Annotated in this window: 14 protein-coding genes; 7 read left to right on the top strand and 7 right to left on the bottom strand. The window is 61.5% G+C overall.

What is annotated here, in order from left to right; genetic code table 11:
* Nucleotides 1-241 precede the first annotated feature (241 nt).
* The 4 genes from JNK74_13585 to JNK74_13600 all read left to right on the top strand — a co-directional run bounded on the left by JNK74_13585 (nt 242) and on the right by JNK74_13600 (nt 5,944).
* Nucleotides 242-661 (top strand): hypothetical protein, encoded by a 420-nt coding sequence (locus tag JNK74_13585; protein MBL7647214.1) that lies wholly within the window; start codon nt 242-244, stop codon nt 659-661.
* A 140-nt stretch (nt 662-801) separates the two neighbouring features.
* Nucleotides 802-1,746: a DUF1559 domain-containing protein gene (locus tag JNK74_13590; GenBank protein ID MBL7647215.1), complete on the top strand. Its 945-nt coding sequence runs from the start codon at nt 802-804 to the stop codon at nt 1,744-1,746.
* Nucleotides 1,747-1,953: 207 nt separating this feature from the next.
* Nucleotides 1,954-4,473, top strand: coding sequence for a PSD1 domain-containing protein (locus JNK74_13595; protein MBL7647216.1), 2,520 nt, complete (start codon nt 1,954-1,956; stop codon nt 4,471-4,473).
* A gap of 4 nt (nt 4,474-4,477) precedes the next feature.
* A complete protein-coding gene (locus JNK74_13600) occupies nt 4,478-5,944 on the top strand; it encodes a DUF1501 domain-containing protein (protein ID MBL7647217.1) in 1,467 nt (488 codons plus the stop codon).
* 276 nt (nt 5,945-6,220) lie between these two features.
* Here JNK74_13600 and JNK74_13605 read toward each other — a convergent pair whose 3' ends face one another.
* Nucleotides 6,221-6,448, bottom strand: a complete 228-nt coding sequence (locus JNK74_13605) for a hypothetical protein (GenBank protein ID MBL7647218.1) — start codon at nt 6,446-6,448, stop codon at nt 6,221-6,223.
* 215 nt (nt 6,449-6,663) lie between these two features.
* Between JNK74_13605 and JNK74_13610 the strand changes: the two genes are divergently transcribed.
* Nucleotides 6,664-8,703: a hypothetical protein gene (locus tag JNK74_13610; GenBank protein MBL7647219.1), complete on the top strand. Its 2,040-nt coding sequence runs from the start codon at nt 6,664-6,666 to the stop codon at nt 8,701-8,703.
* 122 nt (nt 8,704-8,825) lie between these two features.
* On the opposite strand, the gene JNK74_13615 is transcribed toward JNK74_13610, so the two are convergent.
* The 3 genes from JNK74_13615 to JNK74_13625 all read right to left on the bottom strand — a co-directional run bounded on the left by JNK74_13615 (nt 8,826) and on the right by JNK74_13625 (nt 15,475).
* Nucleotides 8,826-11,345 (bottom strand): SMP-30/gluconolactonase/LRE family protein, encoded by a 2,520-nt coding sequence (locus JNK74_13615; protein ID MBL7647220.1) that lies wholly within the window; start codon nt 11,343-11,345, stop codon nt 8,826-8,828.
* Nucleotides 11,346-11,895: 550 nt separating this feature from the next.
* Nucleotides 11,896-14,607, bottom strand: a complete 2,712-nt coding sequence (locus JNK74_13620; protein ID MBL7647221.1) for a valine--tRNA ligase — start codon at nt 14,605-14,607, stop codon at nt 11,896-11,898.
* 175 nt (nt 14,608-14,782) lie between these two features.
* Nucleotides 14,783-15,475 (bottom strand): site-2 protease family protein, encoded by a 693-nt coding sequence (locus JNK74_13625; GenBank protein MBL7647222.1) that lies wholly within the window; start codon nt 15,473-15,475, stop codon nt 14,783-14,785.
* A gap of 268 nt (nt 15,476-15,743) precedes the next feature.
* Between JNK74_13625 and JNK74_13630 the strand changes: the two genes are divergently transcribed.
* Complete coding sequence (locus tag JNK74_13630; GenBank protein ID MBL7647223.1) at nt 15,744-17,255, top strand: hypothetical protein; 1,512 nt, start codon at nt 15,744-15,746, stop codon at nt 17,253-17,255.
* A gap of 52 nt (nt 17,256-17,307) precedes the next feature.
* On the opposite strand, the gene JNK74_13635 is transcribed toward JNK74_13630, so the two are convergent.
* The 3 genes from JNK74_13635 to JNK74_13645 all read right to left on the bottom strand — a co-directional run bounded on the left by JNK74_13635 (nt 17,308) and on the right by JNK74_13645 (nt 19,434).
* Nucleotides 17,308-17,847 (bottom strand): hypothetical protein, encoded by a 540-nt coding sequence (locus tag JNK74_13635; GenBank protein MBL7647224.1) that lies wholly within the window; start codon nt 17,845-17,847, stop codon nt 17,308-17,310.
* Nucleotides 17,848-17,961: 114 nt separating this feature from the next.
* On the bottom strand, nt 17,962-18,822 hold the full coding sequence (locus JNK74_13640) for a sugar phosphate isomerase/epimerase (protein ID MBL7647225.1): 861 nt from the start codon (nt 18,820-18,822) through the stop codon (nt 17,962-17,964).
* A 57-nt stretch (nt 18,823-18,879) separates the two neighbouring features.
* Nucleotides 18,880-19,434, bottom strand: a complete 555-nt coding sequence (locus tag JNK74_13645) for a hypothetical protein (GenBank protein ID MBL7647226.1) — start codon at nt 19,432-19,434, stop codon at nt 18,880-18,882.
* A gap of 186 nt (nt 19,435-19,620) precedes the next feature.
* Here JNK74_13645 and JNK74_13650 point away from each other — a divergent pair, with 186 nt between their 5' ends.
* Entirely contained in the window at nt 19,621-22,422 is a 2,802-nt protein-coding gene (locus JNK74_13650) for a hypothetical protein (protein ID MBL7647227.1), read from the top strand.
* Nucleotides 22,423-22,431: the final 9 nt, after the last annotated feature.

The following is a 22,431-nucleotide window of genomic DNA, read 5'->3' on the forward strand; positions in this document are numbered from 1 at the left end:
GCTTCCTTCACCCCGCACAAAGTGCCGACATCATACTCCTCGGAGATGCGGCGGGCAACCGCAAAATGATCCAAAGTCTCGGCGCCTCAACGCTGCGCCCGTGGACAGGTCGCCTCGCTCCGAAAACATCGCGCTTCAATTGACTGTGGACGAATACCTGTTATAGAATTGAGGGTTGACGACCCATGGCAGCGGAACGCGTGTCTTCATCATGGCGCATGCAGTTGGACATACAAGGTTCTTGCCCACCCGACGATCCGGTTGGGGCACTGCCCTTGTCGTCTGGGCCCTGGTGGCCTTCTATCTCTTGGCTTCGGCCCGAGCCTTCGTCCCTGGACTGTGCGCAACGCAGGCGGCGATCGATGCGCAGTGCCACACGCCCCAGGGCGCGGCGACAATCAGTCCGGCCAGGCGCAGTTGCTGCGCCGCGAAAGTGCCGGCAACGACAGAGAGTTGCCCCACCGACGAGCGCGAGCCCATAACGCCCTCGGAATCCGGCTGCGCGTTCTGTAATCTGCTTATCGCCCACACGGACCCGCCTTTTGCCTTCGTCATGGCGGCCCTCCCCGAGCCCGCCCATGCGCGGCCTCTTCCGCTCCTGGTTCAGGTTGCGCCGGAAGCGCCCTTGGCAGCCGCGCCGAATCGCGCGCCGCCCACCTGAGACTCCCTTCTCCGATCCCTGAATTAACAACGCCCGAAGTGTGTCTTCACGCCGCGGATGGCGGCCCCATGCCGCGCGGCGCACTTCAACGTATCAACGAAATCATCCAGGGCGCGCGCCCTGGTGAAGGAGCCTATACCATGAACCGAAAGGGATTTACCCTTATTGAACTACTGGTGGTAATTGCGATCATCGGCATTCTTGCCGCCATTCTGCTGCCGGCCCTGGCCCGCGCGCGGGAGGCGGCGCGCCGCGCGAGCTGCCAGAATAACCTGAAGCAGCTCGGCCTGATGCTCAAGATGTATGCGAACGAGAGCAAGGGCGAACGCTACCCCCCGATGGGCGTACGCGATTGCAACGACGAGTTGCTCGTGTGGAACGCCATGTTCGACGCCTCCGTGGTGTACCCCGAGTACCTCACGGATTTCGACGTGCTGGTATGCCCGAGTAACCCGGCCGGTACCACGGCGCTCGAACTGTGGGACGAGGGCAAGACGAATCACATGATCTACCCCCATTCGCCCCTGATGAACAATGGCAGAGTGGAGCCTTGTGAGGTGGTGACCCACCCCTATTACTACAACGGTTTCGCGATGAGCCAGACGATGTTTGAAGACGAAGATCTGGAACACAATATGTCCCATTTTGCGGAAGCGGTGGGCATTTTCGGCGAGGAACTCGAGCACGCGTTCATGCACGATGGATTCGACGGTGCGAAGGCCTATGTGGACAAGGATTGGGCCTTCTTCTTCCATGGCGCCTTTGGGGATATCGGAAGCCAGGGTACCGCTCGTCGGCTTCGCGAAGGCATCGAGCGCTTCTTCATCACGGACATCAACAATGCGGGTGGCACGGCCCAGGCACAGTCCCAGATTGTGCTGATGAGCGACACCGTCGCCCCCCACCCCGAGCACTTGAGCCATGTGCCGGGCGGGGCCAATGTGCTGTATATGGACGGCCATGTGGCGTTCATCAAGTGGGCCGGCGGCACCGGGCTGACAAACCCCTTCCCCATGAACGAGGCGGGCTTCAACCTGCACTTCGGCACGATGGGCGCCGCCGGGGGCGGAGGGCACCATCCCTGATCTGAGTAATGCAGCCTGAGTGAATGGACGCGGGCCGCTGTTGCGGCCCGCGTTTCTCTTCCTGGGCCCCTGCGGAGCTGGAGAAGATTTCGACAGCTTCCCTCTCCTTGGTCCGTACAATGGTTGCGGACGATGCCCCGGTTAGATCAGTATAGTCACGATGAGCGTGAACGGATCAGATCTACAAAAGTTACCAGGGTAAACCCGATGCTTGCCAAGCTGCTTCATACCGCACTTGCCGCCGCGCCACTGCTGCTTTGCCTGCCGTCGCAGGCGGGGCCCGCGATCAACTTCGACCGCGATATCCGGCCGATTCTCAGCGACAACTGCTTTCAGTGCCACGGGCCCGATGCCGCGACGCGCAAGGGCAATCTTCGCCTCGATACGAAGGAGGGCGCCTTCGCCACCGTCGACGACATGGCCGTGGTGATGCCGGAGAAGCCCGATGCGAGTGCGCTGATTAAACGAATAGAATCTACGGATCCGGCGGAGCAGATGCCGCCGCCCGAGGCGAAGAAGAATTTCAGCGACGCGCAAAGGGCGCTTCTTCGCCAGTGGATCACGGAGGGTGCGCACTGGTCCGCCCATTGGGCCTTCGTTCCTCCTGCGAAGGTCGCGCTTCCCATGTCGAAATTCGACACCTGGGCGCGCAATCCAATTGACTCTTTCATCGCATCCAGGCTGGAGGAAATGGGGCTGGCGCCATCCCCCGAGGCTTCGCGGTCCACCCTGATCCGCCGCTTGACGCTGGACCTGACGGGCCTCCCCCCCACACCCGAAGAAACGGCCCGCTTTATGGCGGATGCTTCGCCCGATGCCTATGAGCGCCTGGTAGAGCGCCTGCTGGCTTCGCCCCACTATGGCGAGCGGATGGCGTGGCCCTGGCTCGACGCAGCGCGCTATGCCGACACGAACGGCTATCAGGGGGACAATGAGCGAACGATGCACCCGTGGCGCGACTGGGTGATCGAGGCCTTCAACAGCAACATGCCCTATGACCAGTTCACAATCGAGCAATTGGCGGGCGATCTGCTGCCCGATGCGACCGGCGCTCAGAAGCTTGCAACGGCATTCAACCGTAACCACATGATCAACGGCGAAGGCGGGCGCATCGCCGAGGAAAACCGGATAGAGTACATTTTCGATCAGCTTGAAACCGTCGGCACGGTGTGGATGGGGCTGACGTTCAATTGCTGCCGCTGCCACGACCATAAATATGACCCGCTGACGAACAAAGACTATTACCAGTTATTTGCCTTCTTCAATCAGACCTCTGTGGACGGTGCCGGGGGCGATCCGAAGCGTCCGCCGAACCTGGCCTTCAACACGGCGGAATCGGAGGCGCGGATTGCACGGCTGCAAGCAGAGATTTCCGGGCTGGAGCGCCCAATAAGCGCGAGGCGAACTGAACTTGAGCCGCTGCAGGCAGACTGGGAGACTGCGACCCTTGCCAGGCTCGCTTCATCCCCGCCTGCCGATGATGCTCAGAAGGAACTGGCCTCATTGCTTGCAACGCCGCGGGATACGCGCGATGAGGAGACGAAGAAAAAGATCGCGGAGGCGTATCTTCAGTCGGACACGGCCTATCGCAGTGTGAGTGAGCGGCTCAAACGAGCTAAGGAGGATCTCAAGAAGCTTGATGCCGAAACCGTCAAGGTCATGGTCATGGAAGACATGGCGGAAACGCGCAAGACCTTCATGCTGAAGACCGGCCTGTACAATCAGCCCGGCGAAGAGGTCTCCACCGCCGTGCCCGAGTTCCTCTTTGACATGGCCGATGACGCACCGCGCAATCGGCTGGGCCTGGCGCGCTGGCTGACGGACCCGCGACATCCGCTGATGGCGCGCGTGACGGTTAATCGCTTCTGGGCGGACTTTTTCGGAAAGGGGCTGGTAAAGACGACGGAGAACTTCGGCGCGCAGGGCGAAAAGCCTTCTCACCCAGAATTGCTGGACTGGCTGGCCGTGGACTTTGTGGAGAACGGCTGGGATGTAAAGGCGCTGGTCCGGCTGATGGTCACCAGCGCGACCTATCGCCAATCTTCCGATGTGGACGAGCGTAGACTCGCGATTGATCCCGAGAACCGATACCTGTCGCGGGGCGCGCGATTCCGCATGCCTTCCTGGATGATACGCGATCAGGCGCTGGCCTCGCGCGGTTTGCTCGTGTCCACGGTGGGCGGCCCTCCGGTGAAGCCCTATCAACCGGACGGACTTTGGCAGGAGTTTTCCTTTGGGAATCTCAAGTACGAGCCCGGCACAGGCGAGGATCTCTACCGCCGCAGCCTTTACACCTACTGGCGACGGATTGTGGCGCCGCCCATGTTTTTCGATTCCTCCACGCGGCAGACCTGCTCCGTGAAGGCGCCGCGCACGAATACGCCCCTGCACGCCCTGGCGACGCTGAACGACCCGACCTATGTGGAAGCGGCCCGGGCGATGGCGGAACGGTTGCTGCGGATGCCGGGTGCGACGGATCGGAGTCGCATCGACGCGGCCTTTCGTTATGCGCTGACACGATCCGCAGGTGAAGAGGAAATCACGTTGCTGGAGAAGAGTATCGCGCGGCTGCGTCGCGAATTTGCCACCAATCCCGAGGCCGCGCGGGCCTATCTGGCGGTGGGTGAATCGACGCCCACGCCCGGCATTGCCCCCACCGAACACGCCGCCTACGCCGCGCTCTGCCTGTCGATATTGAACACCGACGAAGCGCTCACGAAGGAGTGAAGCCGTGAACCCTGTGAACGAACACAAGCTGCTCTCCACGCGCCGGGCTTTCCTGGGCCAATGCGCCACGGGTCTGGGTACGGCGGCGCTTGCCGGGCTGCTGAATGGGGAGAAAGTCTTTGCAGCCACGCGCCACGGCACGCGGGAACTTGGACTGCCCGATCTCCCCCATCACCTCGCGCGGGCGAAGAGCATCATTTACCTCTTCCACAACGGCGGCCCGACGCATGTGGACATGTTCGACTATAAACCGCGCCTGCTGGAGATGCACGGCAAGCCCGTGCCCGACGAGTACATCCAGGGCAAACGCTTCAGCACGATGACGGGCGCGCCCCAGGGCAAATTGCTGCTCGCGCCCATCGAGCCCTTCAAGCAATATGGCGAGTGCGGCGCGTGGGTCAGTGACCTCATGCCCCACGCGACGAGCATCGTGGACGACGTGTGCTTCATCAAGAGCATGCACACGGAGGCGGTGAACCATGCGCCCGCAATCTCCTTCTGCCTGAGCGGCGCGGAGATGCCGGGCCGTCCCGCCCTGGGCGCGTGGCTCACCTACGGTCTGGGCAACGACAGCGCCGAGCTGCCCGCCTACGTGGTGATGACCTCGGTGAGCAAAGGCACGAGCTGCGGGCAGATTTTCTACGATTTTTACTGGGGCTCCGGCTTCCTGCCCTCCCGCTTTCAAGGCGTGAAATTCCGCGGCGGCGGCGATCCCGTCCTCTACCTCTCCAACCCCGAGGGCATGACCGAGCAAACCCGGCGGGGCATGCTGGACGACATCGCCGCGCTCAACGAAATCAAACTCCGCGAATCTGGCGATCCGGAAATCGAGACGCGCATCGCGCAATACGAAATGGCCTTCCGCATGCAGACCTCCGTGCCGGAACTGACCGATCTCTCCCGAGAGCCGCAGCACGTGCTGAACCTCTACGGCCCCCAGGTGCTCGAACGCGGAACTTTCGCCCACAACTGCCTCATGGCCCGGCGGCTCGTCGAGCGGGGCACGCGCTGCGTGCAGGTCATGCACGCGGGCTGGGACCAGCACAACAGCCTGACCACCGAACTCTACACCCAGTGCAAAGACACCGATCAGCCTGCGGCGGGCCTCGTGCACGATCTAAAGCAGCGCGGCCTGCTGGAGGATACCCTCGTCATCTGGAGCGGCGAATTCGGCCGCACCCCCTTCCTCCAGGGCAACCTGAACGACCGCCCGCGTTGGGGCCGCGACCATCACCCTTACGCCTTCACCTGCTGGCTCGCGGGCGGCGGCGTCAAACCCGGCATGACCTACGGCGCCTCGGACGACCTCGGCATCAACACCGCCGAGATGGGCGTCCACGTGCACGATTTGCAGGCGACGATTTTGCATCAACTGGGCATCGACCACGAGCGGTTGACGTACAAGTTTCAGGGGCGAAACTTTCGACTGACCGATGTGCATGGGAAGGTGGTGCGGGAGGTTCTGGTGTAGCGCGATTCGAGATCCCGGGTTTCGCGCGGAAGTAATAACGGTTCATCCGGTTTGGGGATACGTCGTCAATCGTACCTTGGCCTGGTCGTAGCGCATTGGCGTTCCCCCGGGCTGGGTGTTGAGTCCGCGTTGGTGATTTTACCCCTATATCACCGCCGGAGGGGAGAAATGACGAAAACGGTAGGCCCCTATTCTCAATTCGAGTCGATGCGGGAGATTTGCGGAGCGGAGCTCCGGGGACTGCATTCCCAAGGGGACCTTGGGAACGAGTATAAGTCAGGTGTCGGCATCTTTTTTCCGCATGGCGTTGCGGAAGGAGATCCTGTTCAAGACGATATTGAGATTGGTCAGGAAAAATAGGCCTGTTACCCCGTCCTTCTCGAAGCTCCGTCCCCCGCCGTCAATCCGATCCCATATCATAAACGCGAAGATGACAACGAGCCCTATTGTCCAAACAAACATCTGGACTTGGTCCGACAACTCGATTTTCCAGTTCTTTTCCATGAGATTTCGCTCCCTTTGGGCTGCGCCCCTGTTTGTCCGTTGCTCACAGCCTACAATGCATGGGCGTGGGGTTCAACAGCCCGTTGGACGCGTGGTCCCGCGCGAGGCTGCGGAATGCGGTATACTATGGACCGTTTTGCAGCAAAACTCAGGTGTCGGGCCTGTCTTGCGGCCCCGCGCTGGTGCGGGCCGCTCAATCCAATGGAGTACTCAGCATGTTGATTTCCGCCACCTTGATTGCCCTCGCCGCCCTTGCGCAAACCCTCGAAGTCTCGCAGGCGCCTTATGTGCAGGAGATTCCCTCGTACTACACCTCGGCGGAGGCGTTACCCGACGGCGTTGCGTTTCCCCTGGAGGCGCACAGCATCACGTCGGACGACCTGAATGATGGGGGGGCGATCCTGGCGGTCGCGGCGAAAGCGGGTAGCGACCATGCGACGGCCATCGGCGCGGAACGTGGACTCTACCTGCTGAGCGACGACGGCAAAGGGTATGAGAAGGTCTACCCCGCGGATGCGCGCTACTCGTGGGCCCCGCGCCAGGTGGCGGCGGTGGTTTATGACAGCAAGGGCCGGTTGTGGTTTGGTGCGGAGAATGGCGTGGGCGTGCTGGATGGCGGGGAATGGTCGCTTTATACCGGCGCGGAGGGCCTGCCCTGGAACCGCTTCACGTGCGCCGCCGCGGGCAAGGACGGTGCGGTGTGGTTCGGGACCGACCACGGCGCGATTCGCTTCGATGGCACGACCTGGAATTATCGCGCGGGCCGGAACTGGCTGCTGGATGATCATGTGACGGGGATTGTCGTGGAGGACGACGGTTCCGCGTGGATAGCGACGAAGACGGGCTACAACCACATCAAACGCGAGCAGTGGACCCTGGACAAGAAGTCGGATTATTTCATCGACCAGGTTGAGAAGCGCCACAACCGCGACGGCTACATAACGAATTGGGACCTGAAAGTTCAGGGCGATGTATCCACGGCCGAGCCGCAGATCACGGACAACGACGGCCTCTACACGTCCATGTATGGCGCGGCCATGGCCTTCAAATATGCGGCGACCGGCGACGAGCGGGCCCGGGCGCTGGCCCAGCGCAGTTTCGAAGCCTGCAAGCGCCTGGTGGATATCGTGCCGGAATCGATGAAGGGCTTCCCGGCGCGCGTGCTGATTCCCGCCGATTGGAAGGACCCGGTGAACGAGCAGTATGGCGCGGAATACAATGCGCGCCACCTGAAGGGCGACGCCTTCTGGAAACAGATCACGCCCCGCTTCCCGCTGAGTGAAGACGGCAAGTACATGTATAAAGTGGACACCAGTTCCGACGAGCTCGCGGGCCACTATTTCTTCTACGCCATCTACTATGACCTCGTGGCCAGGACGGACGTCGAGAAACAGGCCGCGCGGGAAGTCGTGCGCGACATTACCGATCACCTCATCCGCAATGACTTCGCGCTGGTGGACCACGACGGCAAACCGACCCGCTGGGCCTGGTTTGGTCCCGACGCGCTGTACTCACCCTTTGGCTGGGCGCAGGTGGGCCTTAATTCGATGATGATGCTTTCCTTCCTGAACGTGGCGGAGCATGTGACGGGGGATTCGAAATATGGTGACGTCGCCGCGATGCTGCGCGACGAACACCACTATCACATCAACGCCATGGTGCCCCGACCGACCTTTCCGCCGGAGAATGTGGTGCCGTGGGACAACAACCTCGCCCTGCTGAGCTTCTACGGCCTGCTGAACTATGAGAAGGATCCGGAGCTCTGGCTGCTCTACCGCCAGAGTCTGGAAGACTGCTGGCTCTTCTGCAGCAGGCAGAAAAACGCGCTCTGGAACTACATCTACGCGGCGGGCGCGGATCGCTTTACCAAGCTGGCGAAGGAGGGGTTGTTTGAGGGCGCTTTTCCTGAAGCGGGGCCCTACACGCCGCATTATGTGGAGCGCTTCTCCACCTACGACGCGGCGGGCGCGGACTCCCTCGAAACGCTTCAACGCATGCCCCTCTATCTCCTCGGCTGGCCCATGCAGAACAGCCACCGCCTGGACGTGGAACTCGATCCCACACCCCACGCGCAGAATGCCGGCTGGTCCCGGGTGGACCGCAAGGCGCTACCCATCGACGAACGCGCCCACGTCCGCCAGGATCGCGACGCCTTCAAGCTCGATGCCGAAGAGGGCAACGGCTGGACCGAGCATGAAGGCACCTTCTTCCTGCTGCCCTATTGGATGGCGCGCTATCATGGGTTCTTGAAGTAGGCGACGGACACCATATCAGGCCGAATCCCGCCGCGTGACGATGCCTCGGATCACGCGCCACAAGCAACAAAGCCGCCTGCGATCCCGCAGGCGGCTTTGCTATGGTGCGTTGTACCAACCGTCTAGCGGCGACGCAGCTTCCAGGTGCCTAAAGCCGCAATCAATCCCACCAGCGGCAGGGCCAGATTCAGTGATAGAGCGGGCACACTGTCAACCGTCAGGAGTGCGCTCGGCCCCGCAGCGGGAGCCAGATTCCCGGCCGCATCCACGGCCGTCCCTGCCGCGATGGATATCGAGAGGGTACCGTCGCCGGAGATGTCCGAAACCGTCAATGTGTACGCATTCCCACTTCCACCCAGCGTTAGTACGCCCAGGACGGTATCGGTAGCATTGACGGAAATGTCGCTCATATCGAGACTCGTACTGACGGCGTTCATATACGTGATGGAAAAGGTGACCGGTCCCACGGCGGTTGTGTCGGGCGTGGGCGACCCGATAACGATCTGGGGCCCGACCTGGTCAATGGTCACGGCGGGACTGACCAGACTTGTGGCAAGGCTGTTGCCCGCGAGATCCTGCACATCACTGGCCGTGTTCACCGCCAGCGTGATCGAACCGTCGCCGGTGATGCCCGAAACCGAAACCGTATACTCCAAAGGCCCACCTACAATGAAAACACCGGTGCTCCCCGTGCCCGAATAGACTATATTCACATCACCCGCATCATCAAAATACTGCACCGCTTCGTCGAAACTTACGGTAAAATCCACGCTCGGGGCGTTGGTCGGTCCGGTGGTCGATGGCACCAGCGCCAGGGCATTGGGGGCCGTGTTGTCGATCAGCACCGCAGCGCTTGTCGGACTGGAGACGAGGGCATTTGAAGAAAGGTCCTTTACGTCACTCGCCGTATTCACCGCCAGGGTGAACGAGCCGTCTCCGGCAACGCCATTCACCGTGACGGTATAGATGGTCGGGCCGCCAGCGATAGTCAGTCCACTGTGACTTGTGCCAGTATGGACTATTGTGACGTCGGAGGCATCGTTGAAGTTCTGCACGGACTCATCAAACTCGACCTCAAATCCTACGCTGTCCGCATTCGTCGGCCCGGTCGGGGCAGGCACGAGTGAAATCACGTTGGGTGGTGTCGCGTCAAGCGTAGTTCCCGAACCCGCAGGTCCGTCACTGGTTGAAACCGAAGCACCGTTGCGGGCGATGGCCACGAAATTATAGGTCGTCTGATCGTCCAGCCCGGTCACCGTCCTCGTGCCCCACGCCGCGGACGTCTGGTAAACCGGCGCCGCCCCCAGGGTCCCGTCCGCCTGTACATAAAGGCCGCTATCCGTGTTCCGGATCGCATAGGTGGTAATCGCGGGATTTCCGTCGCCCGAGGCCACAGCCACGTCCAGCGTCGTGGTCCCCGGATTGGATACGAGGGGCGCGAGCGGCGTCGCGGCACGGGTCCACGACTGGAAATTGGTGGTCTTGGCGCTGTCGCCATTGGAATTGGTTGCGGCGACCTGAAACGCATACTGCGTGTTGACCTGCAGGCCGGTGGCCTCCCAGGTTGTCGCATTGGCCGTGGTGGTCGTGCTCAAGGTAACCGGCGGTCCCGCACCGGCATCAACGTAGACTTTGAAGCCCGATTCATCGTTCGAATTGTCGACCCAGGTAAAGGTCATGGAGGTTGTCGTGATCGTGGTGGCGCCGGGATCAGAAGGGGCTGTGGGAAGGGGGCCAAAGCGCTGAACCCGGTTATTTCCGGTATCCGCCACATAGACCAGGCCGGTACTTGCCACGGTGACCCCGCGCGGCTGGCTGAACTGACCGTTCCCGGTTCCGGCCGTGCCCCATTGGGTCAAATACACGCCCGCCGACGTAAATTTTTGAATTCGATTGTTGCCGGTATCGGCCACATAAACGTTGCCGGCACCGTCAATCGCAATGTGACGCGGCGAGTTAAACTGACCGTTGCCACTGCCGGCGGAACCCCACTTCGCGATAAAGGTACCCGTCGACGAGAATTTCTGAATTCTGTTGTTGCCGCGATCCACAACATAAACATTCCCACTGCTGTCAATCGCAATTCCCGTGGGGGTATTAAACCGGCCATCCGCCGTACCGGTCGTGCCCCATTTGAGCGAATAAGTGCCCGTCAGACTCAAGCGCTGGATGCGATTGTTGCCGGTGTCGGCGACGTAAACATTGCCCAATCCATCCAGGGCAATACCGGTGGGTCTGTTAAACTGTCCATTGCCCGTGCCCGCGGCGCCCCAGCGAGGCGACGTCGCCGGTTGCGTTCCATCGGCGCTATTGTAGCGTTGAACTCGGTTGTTGTTCGTGTCCGTCACGTAGACAATGCCGCTCGAGTTGTCTACCGCAATGGCCGCAGGAGCATTCAGACGAAGTGTGGCGGGTGTGATCGTGTTGCCGAAACGCAGGGCAAAGGTACCCGTCGCACTAAACTTCTGGACACGACTGTTGGCGACATCGCAGACGAACACATTTCCCGAGGTGTCTGTCGCGAGGCCGTAGGGCGTATTGAACTGCCCGTTACCCGCTCCAGCAGTGCCCCATTGGGAGAGATACGTGTAGGTCTGGGCCGACGCGGAACTCACGGCAAACACGGTGGCGACTATTGTCAAACACCAGCGGAGCCCCCGAAATACGATACGGCAGTGCGAGTATACAGGCGTATACATAGAGAACTGTTCTCCCTTAACGGCAGCCACCACTGCCAAGGGGGTGATTTGGCGAACGCGATCCATATTCACCAAAGACACACCCGGAATAGTCTAATGCCGGTATCCGTGGCCGAGAACATTCCCGCACGCCACGCAAACCCATCAAACTCCGCAGCCATCCCCCCGGATAACTGCAAAGCAATCCAATTCAACAACTTGAGCGACCAAATTTTACCACTGCAATTTCACGTTGGTCAATCGAATTTTCAAGTTTAATGCTAATTGTTAGATTTCACCCAACCATTCCAGAGTAGATTCCCAAAAAACAGCCCAACCCATACTACAATTCAGCCATGGACACCTGAGTCCTCGTCATGTGCTTCATGGGTGGCCAGAGCTTTAGCGCATGAAGAGAAATCTGGGAGAGGCAGGATCGAGTGACCAAAGAAAAACGTGCAGCCAACCCCGCGAAGGGTTGGCGGCACGCATGCGATACTACGGAATTCCGGTTTTACTCCGCGGGCGGATGAATGGTGGTTTCGACCGAAACCAGCGCGTTCTCCACCTCGCCCGCCTTCACGGTCACGCTCTCGATCTTCAGCATGCGCTGGATGTCGTCCAACGTCGCTTCGACCGCCGCAACGGCATCCGCAACCACGGTGAAGTTGGCCTTCTGCACGGGCGCGGCCATGCTGACGTTGGCATCGGCTTTGGCCTTGCGGACGGCGTCGGCGGCGGCGACGGTTGCGTCGTAGGTGTTGGCCGCTTTCGGCGCGGGGATGGCGCTGAATTCGTCCAAACTCGGCCAGGGGCTTTTGTGGACGAAGCGGTTCATGCCCGCGTCTTCGCTGTAGGCCCAGTGCCAGACTTCGTCGGTGATATAAGGGACGAAGGGCGCGAAGAGGCGCACGAGGGCGCGGTGGGTCAGGCGCAGCGTCGCGCAGGCGGAGAGGCGTTCGGGGGTGAGCTCTTCGTCGTAGGTACGGGACTTGGCCATTTCCACGTAGTTATCGCAATAGACCCGCCAGAAGTAATCCTCCACGAGGCTGAGGGCCTGGGCGTAATCGAATTCGGCGAAGGCCTTCGTGGCTTTTTCGATGACGGGGCGCAACTCGGCGATGACGGCACGGTCCAGCTCCGTGATGACCTTGTCGGCGGTCAGGAGCGACGCGTCGACACCCTCGATGCGCTGAAGCACGAATTTGCTCGCATTGAAGAGCTTGGTGACCAACTTCTTACCGACCTTGAAGACTTGCTCGTCGTAAGACGTGTCCACGCCGAGTCGCGCGCGGGCGGCCCAGTAGCGGACGGCGTCGGCGCCGAACTGGTCAATGAGGGGCTCGGGCGTGACGACGTTGCCCTGACTCTTGGACATTTTCTTGCGGTCGGGATCGAGGATCCAGCCACTGAGCACGACGTTGTGCCAGGGAACTTCCTTTTCGTGCAGGTAGGCCTTCACGATGGTGTAGAAGGCCCAGGTGCGGATGATGTCGTGGCCCTGGGGCCGCATGTCCATGGGGAAGAGCTTCTGGTGGCGGTCCTTATCGAGGAGCCACTTGGAGGCAATCTGGGGCGACAGCGAGCTGGTGGCCCAGGTGTCGAGTACGTCCGGATCGCCCGTAAATCCGCCGGGCTGGTTGCGCTGGGCCTCGGTGAAGCCCGCGGGGGTGTCGGACAGCGGGTCGATGGGCAGCAGGTCCGCGGCGGGCAGGAGGCGCTGGTCATAGCGCACTTCGCCGTGCTCGTCGATGCGGTACCAAACGGGAATGGGCACGCCGAAATAACGCTGGCGGCTGAGGCACCAATCCTGGTTCAGGCCTTCGACCCAGTGGGCGTAGCGCTTGGCCATGTAGTCCGGGTGCCACTGGATCTTCTGACCCTGGGCGATGAGGGCGTCCTTTTTATCCATGATTTTCGTGTACCACTGGCGCGTGGGGACGAGCTCCAGCGGGCGGTCGCCCTTTTCGAAGAACTTCACCGCGTGGGTAATGGCCTCGGCGGGACGGTCGAGGACATTGCCGCGCTCCTCGGCAATCTCGATGATGCGCTTCTGGGCCTGTTTGGTGTACTTGCCCTGCATTTCGGCGTAGACCGCATTGGCCGCCTCCGGATTGAGGCTGGGCACCGTGCGGGGATGCATCGGCTTTGAATTCTCCAGCTCCGCACCGAAGCAGATAATCAATTCGCGCCCGTCCCGAAGCGTCTCCCGATGAAATACCCCTTCCAACGGCTCACCTTCCACATGAACGAATTCCATGGACATGAGGTGACCGTCGCGCCCGATGATCTGGCGCGTGGGCAGGCTGTAGGCGCGCCACCACTCCACGTCGGTCTGATCGCCGAAGGTACAGACCATGACCACCCCGGTGCCCTTTTCCGGGTTCGCCTTCGGATCGGCCATGATGGGCACGGGCACTTCGAAAAGGGGCGTAATGGCGTTCTTGCCGACGAAGCTGGCATAGCGCTCGTCGTCCGGGTGGACCAGCACCGCGACGCACGCAGGGAGCAGTTCCGGCCGCGTGGTGGCGATGACCAGCTTCTCGTCGCTGCCTTCCACACCGAAGCGGAGGAAGTTGTAGGCGCTGGGGCGTTCTTTGTCTTCCAGTTCCGCCTGGGCGATAGCGGTCTGGAAGTCCACGTCCCACATGACGGGCCGCTCGTCCTGATAGATCTCGCCAGAGGCCAGCAGTTCGAGGAAACTGAGCTGGGAAATGCGGCGGGAGTGCTCGTTGATGGTCGCATATTCCTGCGCCCAGTCGTAGCTCATGCCGAGGCGCGTCCAGAGCTGCTTGAAGGCCTTCTCGTCGTCCACGATGACTTCGTCGCACAGCTCAACGAAATTCTTGCGGCTGATGGGCTTCGGGTCGCCCTTTTTTCCGCGCTCCGCCTTGAAGTCCGGGTCGTAGGGCAGGTGGGCTTCGCACTTCACGTTGAGCAGGTTCTGCACGCGTCGTTCGGTGGGCAGGCCGTTGTCGTCCCAGCCGATGGGAAAGAAAATGTTCTTGCCCATCATCCGCTGGAAACGCACGATGAAGTCCTGGTGGGAGTAGCTGAAGAGGTGGCCGACGTGGAGGGAGCCGCTCACCGTGGGCGGCGGGGTATCGACCACGAAGGTCTCCTCGCGGCTCCGGGTGGGGTCCCATTTGTAGAGGCCCTCGTCTTCCCAGGCCTTGAGCCACTGGGTTTCGACATCTTCGGGCTTATAGTTCTTCGACAACTCCATGAAAGGCTCCTGTTCCGCACCCGGCGAAGGCCGGTGCAAGACGCTAGACAATGCGCATTGGGGATTCCCGGGCGGGTGCACGCGCGGACATTCGACGTGCGGGGCGGCGCGCTCGGGGAGGGGGGATTATAGCAAAGCGGCGGCGAACTATTCGATCCGGAAAGCCGTTGCCGAGCTAGACGGAAGCGAGGATATTCTGAATCTCGGCCTCGGAAAGGACGCCTGCGGCGGCGATCTTCACGAGGAAGCCCATGGCCACGGGCATCGTCGCACCGAGCCAGAACTGGGAAACGAAAATCACGGCAATGATGATGCCGAATGGGCCGATGCTTTCGAGGACGGCTTTGCCGCGGGGCGGCAAAAAGTAGTAGAGGACATGATGCCCATCGAGGGGAGGCAGGGGGATCATGTTGAAAAGGGCCAGGACCACATTGACGGTCATCATGTAGAACGCGATAAGCAGGAGCGTTCCCAGGACGGGAACCTGAATACTATTGGTAAGCAGGAGAAAGATGATGCGCAATAGGACCGCGCAGGTGACGGCAATGATCACATTGGAAACGGGTCCGGCCAGGGCAATCAGCACGGGATCACGCCGATAATTACGCAGGTTGCGGGGATTGAAGGGCACGGGCTTTGCCCATCCGAAGAGGTAGGGTATACCGGAAAACATCATGAGCAGTGGCATGACCACCGTTCCCATGGGGTCGATATGCTTGCGCGGGTCGAGGGTCATGCGGCCCAGCAGGCGGGCGGAGGGATCGCCGCACCAGTTGGCCATGGCGGCGTGGGCGGCTTCGTGGGCGCAGAGGGAAAAGAGCAGGCAGAAATACTGCATCAGCACCATGCCGAAATCGATATTGTTCATGGGGGGAGGAATTCCTATTGCCGGTCTTCGCCTGGGCATTGCCTGTATCCTGCCCTGCAGGAACCGGGGCCATAGTATAGAAAATAAAGGGCCAAATTATCAAAAGGCGACCACTTTTGTCATTGGGCGACCTCCGGGTGCCACCTCAATCGAGCAACGCTCGATTGCGGTGGCACCCAGGGTATGCTTTTGAACCGCGGGTCCGTCCGTCGGGCAGTTGACCCCTCCCTTCGGCTTTCGTACACTGCTGGCGCAGAAGGAGTACCCCATGGCCACCCCAGCCTTTTCGATTGACGCATTCAAGGCCGCCGCCGAGCCGGTCCTGGCCGATGCGGTAGAGCGGCGGAACACGCTAAGTCTTGCCGCGCTTCGCGACTACGCCACCCTCTTTACCCCCGCGAACCTGGAGCTGTACAAGCTGGAGAATATCTTCCAGTCCTTCGTGATGCATTTTCCGCCGAGCAGCTTTTCGGTTAATGTGGCCCATGTGCGGGATGAGCGCGTGGGCGACGCCGCGCGGATGTCGGCTTGTGTCGGTGCGCTGCTTAAAGCGATGGAGCGCGCGCCCGGCACCACGCTGGAGGTGGAAATCTTCGAGCAGGAAGAACACAGCGTCATGGTGTCGCGCATGGCCATCGCCTTCAACGGCCCCGGACGCATCCCCGAGCACTTTCTCTTTGCCGGGCGCTTCCCCATGACCTTGACGGAGCTGAGCCACTGCTGGACGCTGGCGACCTCGGGCGGGCGCATTGATTTGACGGAAGACGGGGTGGTGCTGCGTCTCGACGGCATGCGGATGCCGCCGGAGCCGCTGGAGCTCGCGGAACGATTGTCGGCTTTTCTGGGGCGATCACCGCAGGTGGAGGACGCCGAGCGGGCGCTTTCGCTGATTGAAGATCGGGGGCCGCTGGAACTGGCCGACCTGGCCCGGGTCTACGGCGAGGCTGTGGAGGCCCACAAGTCGCTGCTGCACCAGGGCGGGATTCTGGAGAAAAACGGGTTCGAGGGCAGCTTCCCTCCCCTGCCGCTGAACCGCGCGCGCATGGGTGCTTTTTTCGGAGGACTCTTTCACTGGGCGGTGGCGGTGGCTCCCGAAGGCGGGGTTTTGGAGACGCTGGTGGAGTACGACGAGTCGAAGCGGGAGGCGGCGGGGATGATCACCTTCAACACGACCGCGCCAACGATTAAGGAAAGCTTTCACCTTTCCGTGATGAAGCGGGCGATCCGCCATCATGGCGGCGGTGTGGATATGGATCTCGCGCCAACGGAGGCCGCCATCACGTTCACGCTGGCGGATGGCGTTGGAAAGACGCTGGATGCCTGGCTCCCCGGTTGGGATGCCTTTGGGCCGGAATCGCGCAAATACCTCCGTCTGCTCAAGAGCGGTGCCCAGGCCCCGCCGGAGGACTTTATTCTGGGCGGTATTCTGGAGCAGGAGCTGGAGAACTGGCTCCTGCCGCGCCTGGCGGAGCCGGTGGCGGTCAACCTTGCGAAGGACGGGACCTTTCGTAATGAAGGTCTCAAGGGCAGCATCAAGGAGCGTATGCAGAAGGCCCTCGATCAGGTGGGGCGCGGTAAGCCGAAGAAAGAGATCTGCCAGCCGCAGTACGCGGGGGAACTGCTCTGGGCCTTCCGGGGCGATCCGCGCCAGCGCTACGCCCTGGGCACCGAGGTGCTCACCGATGAAGAATTGCAACAGCTATGCGAAGGGCTCCTGTCGAAGCCGGTGGATGGGCGGGCCTGTCTGGTGCTGCTCGCCCTGCTCCACACGCGGCGTTGATGCCCTTCAGTGTAAGCGTCCGCCGAGCCAGTGAACCGCTCCTGTCCCACCGTCAGTGGCCCAGTTGCTCGATCAGCTCCGAGGCGTCCGCCTTGGTTTTCAGACGTGCAATCTGCGCCCCGTTCGCCCCGAGTTTGTGCAGCAGTTCAATCTGCATCTGCGTGGGACGGAGGTGCATGGCTTCGATGAGGGCGGAGGCATCGGCCTGGCTGATGAGTTGGGCGATCTGATCGTGGGATGCGCCAAGACGAATCAAGTGGGCCAGTTGCTTGGGCGTGGGCGGGGAAAGTTTACGATGCTGCGTCCGCAGGGCGTCGATCCGATCCGCGGCGGCATCCTTGTCCAGTCCAATAATGTCGGACTCCGTATCGCCAAGGCGCCGCAGGTATTCCTTCTGCGCCTCGGTCGCCGGCGTGCCGGAAGGGCCCTGGGGCAGTTCGGCCACAAGGCTCGCCATTTGAGGCGCGGGATCGTTCGCCGCGCCGATGAGGGCAATCTTGACGCCGCACTTATTGCACTGGCCGCGCTGGCCGAGATGCCTGGGCGCAACGCGCAGCACCTGCCTGCACGCTGGACATATGAACTGAAGCATGTTTTTCGCACTCTTTCCGGCGTGGCGTGGCCACGCATGCTATACGCCACGGCTCCTTCGCCGGGGCCTGCCACACGACCGCTCCCAAAGAGGACCGACCGCGGGCGTCTGGTTTCAAGAATAATATCTGGCTTCGAGGGTTTTGAGGTATTTCAATCCATCGCCGAGGAGTTGATCACTGGACTCGGCCAGGGAACGCCACATGCAGGTCGCCGCAGCCATGGCGGGTGAGACGCTTTCGAAGGACTCAAGTCCCACGATGCCTTCGTAGCGAGACTCGCCGAGGGCCCGGTAGATCTCGTCCCAGTTCACCGTACCCGTCCCCGGCGTGCCGCGATGGCTTTCGCTGAGGTGGAAGTGGCAGAGATGGGGTACCGCCAATCGGGTGGGTTCGTAAAAGTTACGCTCCTCAATGTTCATGTGATAGGCGTCGAGGTGTACCTTGACGTTGGGTTCGCCGATGCGGTCCCGCAGGGCGAGTGCCTGCTCGGCGGTATTGATGAGAAAGGTCTCGTAACGATTGATCGCTTCAATGCCCAGGGTGACACCGTGGTCCGAGGCGTAGCGCGCGGCTTCGCGCATCACCGTTGCCGCGTGGTCCCAATGGGCCTCGTTGGGGCGTCCCGTGATCTTTCTGCCAATGGCGGAATAGGTGACGCCCGTGAACACGGTCCCTCCCATGTCCGCCGTGGCCTTGATGCATTTCTTAAGGTAATCGAGCCCGGCTGCGCGGACGGCGGGGTCGTCCGATGTGGGGTCGGTATGCTCCGCGCAGGCCGTGGAAGTGCACAGGGCCATGCCGGCCTCCGCCGCGCGGGCCCGGATGGCCGCCGCGTCCACCTTCTCAATTTCCATGAGCGGCACTTCGACCAGATCAAAGCCCAGCGATCGGGCGCGGTCGATGATATCGAGTGTGTCGTTGCTCCAGCTATTCGTCCACGCATAGGCGTGAACCGCATACCGCAAGGGATTCATGGAAAGACTCCTCCTTCAAATCGAGGCTGCAATTCTCCGGGCCGTGCCGGAGCGTTCTCAATAGTCACTTTCGTATTCTTCCGCGTCGTTTTCCGATTCGTACTCATCAATCATCGCCTGGGCCACGCCCTGCGTCGTGAGGTAGCTCAATTCTTCCTCCGACACGCCGTAAGACCGCAAAATTGCCAACTGTTCTTCCGTCGGCGGCGGCTGGAGCACTTCGATCAGGCGGATGGCGTCGCCCTTGGTCTTCAACCGTTGCAGTTGCCCCTCGGTCGCGCCGAGTTCGCGGAGGCGCCTGAGCTGATCGTCCGTGGGAGGCGCTTCAATTTCCGAATCACTCTCGAAGTCGGTCACAACTTCGTCGTCCCAGCCCGAAATGCTTTCCAGGGCGGCATCGAGCGAAGACGCGACCAAATGGGGCAGACCTTCGATGGGATGGGCCACTTCCACCACCCGAGGCTCCAGCGCCTGGGCCCGCTGGGCCGTGAGCATGTTCCGTTCTCCGATGAGGGCAATTCGACCGCCACACTTCTTGCAGTAGCCCCGGAATCCGACAAACTGCGGGCGAATCTGGAGCGATTGCTCGCAATGTGGACAGATGAATATCATGACGACTCCCAACCAGACCCCGATGCGCAGGGGGGCACGCGCAACTTCCCCGTTGCCACGCCCATCGGGCGAAGCACGGGCCTTACTTTGCTTGACGCGGCCACGGCACGCGCTATACAGTGAGTCAATCATATAGCCCTGAGAGCCTCCACGCAACCTTAGCCCCATGGGGAAGACCCTTCATCCATGCATTTCGGCCGAACCAGCTCTACCGTTGCGGCACTGGCGCTGCTTCTGGCGTACACAATTCCGGCGATGGCGGCGGAACCGGAGAACGAGGTTGGAGTACCGTTAAGATCGGACGTAGCGCCGGTTTACGATGCGGATCACCTGAACGACGGGGCCTTCCTTCGGGGCTGGCTCATCTGCGGTCCCTTTCCCAATCCCGGCAATACCGACAGCACGGGCGCCTGTGTTCATGATGGATCCTGCGTCGGCTTTTTCACGGATTTTCTCGCCCCATCCGGAGGCGAGTCCGCGATTGCCCCCCAGGCGGACCTGCAGGTCCTCGGTCCGGATCAGAAGACGCGCCGTTGGAATGCGGTGAGTACGTTGGGCGGGCGGGTATATTTTGACGAGTACCTTTCGCCCTCGGAATTTCAGACGGGCTACGCCGCGTGCTGGATTAACGCCACGAAGGATGAGGACCGCCTCTTCGGCGTTGGAGGCGACGATGGTATGCGAATCTGGGTCAATGGGGAAGAAATCTTTCGCTATCACGCGTCCAGAATCCTCACCCCGGACGAGCATTACATTCGTTTTCCGCTGAAAGCCGGCCGCAATCTGGTTCTGATCAAACTGGACAACGGCACCGGCCGCTGGGGCTTCTCAATCCGCCCGGTGGACAACGCCAGCGCGGTAAAGGAAACGATAGACCGGCTTCGCAAGGTATTGCGCTTTGACTTTCGCTTGGGAGAACAAGGCTTCGAGTTAACCCTGGGCGATCCGCTGACCCTCGGCAATTTGTGGGACCTTCCCGAAGGGGAGATCCGGGTCATGAACCGCAATGGGGACACGGTTCACACATTCACGACGCCCTTATGCCGTCCGGTCCTGCTGCCCTATGCGGATTTTTCCGAAGAAGTCTACCTGCTCGAGGCCAAGGTGCTCTGGCCCTATCGCGGGCGTATACTTATTCCCGGCATGATTCACCGGGGAAACTTGCGGGCCGACGTGCAGGCCATGGTCGCAGGAGAACCACCCGACCTTCCCCCGGGGCTCGCCGCGGAGGCCTACCGCAATCTTCTGGACAGCGTCCATCAACGGGACCAGTTCAACGGATTCGCCGGCGAGCCTTACGCGTATTACCGCTTGAAAGCGGGCCTGACCCAGGCGCTGCAGTTTGCCATCAACCTTCAGAACAATGCATCGCCCTATGATCGAATTTTCCCGCGGCCACGTCAAGCGGGCAGAAGTGGCCACGCGCCTGTAACGATCACGGGACATTGGACGCTTGACTGTGCCGAGTCGATATTTGATGACGCGTTGGACGCGCACTTCATCCGGCGCTGGACCGAGCTCACTTCCGATTTGGGCGGCGAGGCCGAGGGAAGCGTCCGGGTGATGGCCCTGGAATCCGGATTTCTCAATGTTCCCGCGCCGGAATTGGAGAGTGGCGCAACGGCGTTTGTGGAGGCGGCCGCGGCGATTCGGGAATCTGTACCCGCCGATCCCGAGGGCTATGCGATTCTAGTGACCGCGGACGGCATCATCGTCGCCGGGCGCACGGCGGCCGGGGCGAATTACGGCCTGGACACCCTGCTGCAACTTCTTTCCGGCGCCTCGAAATCGGAAGAGCGGACGCTGATACTGGATGGCGGCACAATCATCGATGCGCCGGTCTATCGCACCCGGGCCTCCCTGCTGCCGCTGGAACAGTTCGACGACGGGTTCAAGTCGGCGATTGACGGCCTGGCGGAGCTCCGCTTCAATCACGTGTTTCTGCCGTCTTCCCACTATACGGCGCTGGACGATGCCGAAGTCCGGGCCACGCTCGTGGACGCTTACGCCTATTGCCGGGCGCGCTTCGTAGAGCCTGTTCCGCTGATCGAAAGCTTCGGGGCCGACAGCGTTGTCGCGGGGCTCGATCCCAATTTGCTGGAGGGCACCTACGTGGAGGAGTTTCCCGCGGTGGTGGACGAACTCCGGCGGGTCCATCTCCCCTATGACCGCATTCTGGACTGCGCGTCGAGCCGACCGCGCGTGCGCACGGCCAAGGGGTATGCGGTGTTGCGCCAGGACCGTGACTATGTCTTTGAGTCCTACGCGCCCCCGGTCCTGCAGCTCAAAGGCCAGGCGCCGGTACAGACCGGGGATACCCTGCTCATCACGGCGGATCTGGTGGATCTCTCCCAGGCCAACACGCCCGCGTGCTGCCCGTCGGATACGAACACCTGGCTCCTGCTGGAGAAACTGATGGCGGAGGTCTACACCCATTTGAAACCCAGGGCGATTCACCTGGGGCACTCCGGCGCGGGATATCTCAATCGGGACAGCCGCTGTATCGAGCGGGGCATGCCCAATGACCTTATCCTCGCGGACGCCGTTCAAAAGGGTACGGACATCGTCCGCAATCTGGATCGTAAGGCGGATGTTTTCATCTGGGGCGAGCACTTCAATCCGCTGGATCGGGCCATCGAACTGGATGGGGTGAAAGGCGCGCAGCAGCTTCCGAAGGACATTACGGTGGTGGACCTTCACATCGAGGGGGCGTCGTGGTATGACCTCTGGCGGATCGATGAGGGCCTCAGCTTTTTTGACCAGTTTGGTGTGGACACGCTGGGCGTGGTCCGCTCCGACCCGCTGGCGGCGGCCCGCTACGCCGCGATGAAAAGAGAGCATCCCCAGCGCTTCCGAGGCGTACTTCACTATCCGGTGCCGGGCGATGCGGGCGGGCAGTTTGCGGCGGCCCAGGCGGGCTGGGAGGCGACCACCCTGCTCGGAAGCCTGGACACCGACGCGGCGGCGCGCACCGATGTGGCGCGCTGAATTCGTACA

The organism is Candidatus Hydrogenedentota bacterium (genome assembly GCA_016791475.1).
Classification (GTDB): Bacteria; Hydrogenedentota; Hydrogenedentia; order Hydrogenedentales; family JAEUWI01; genus JAEUWI01.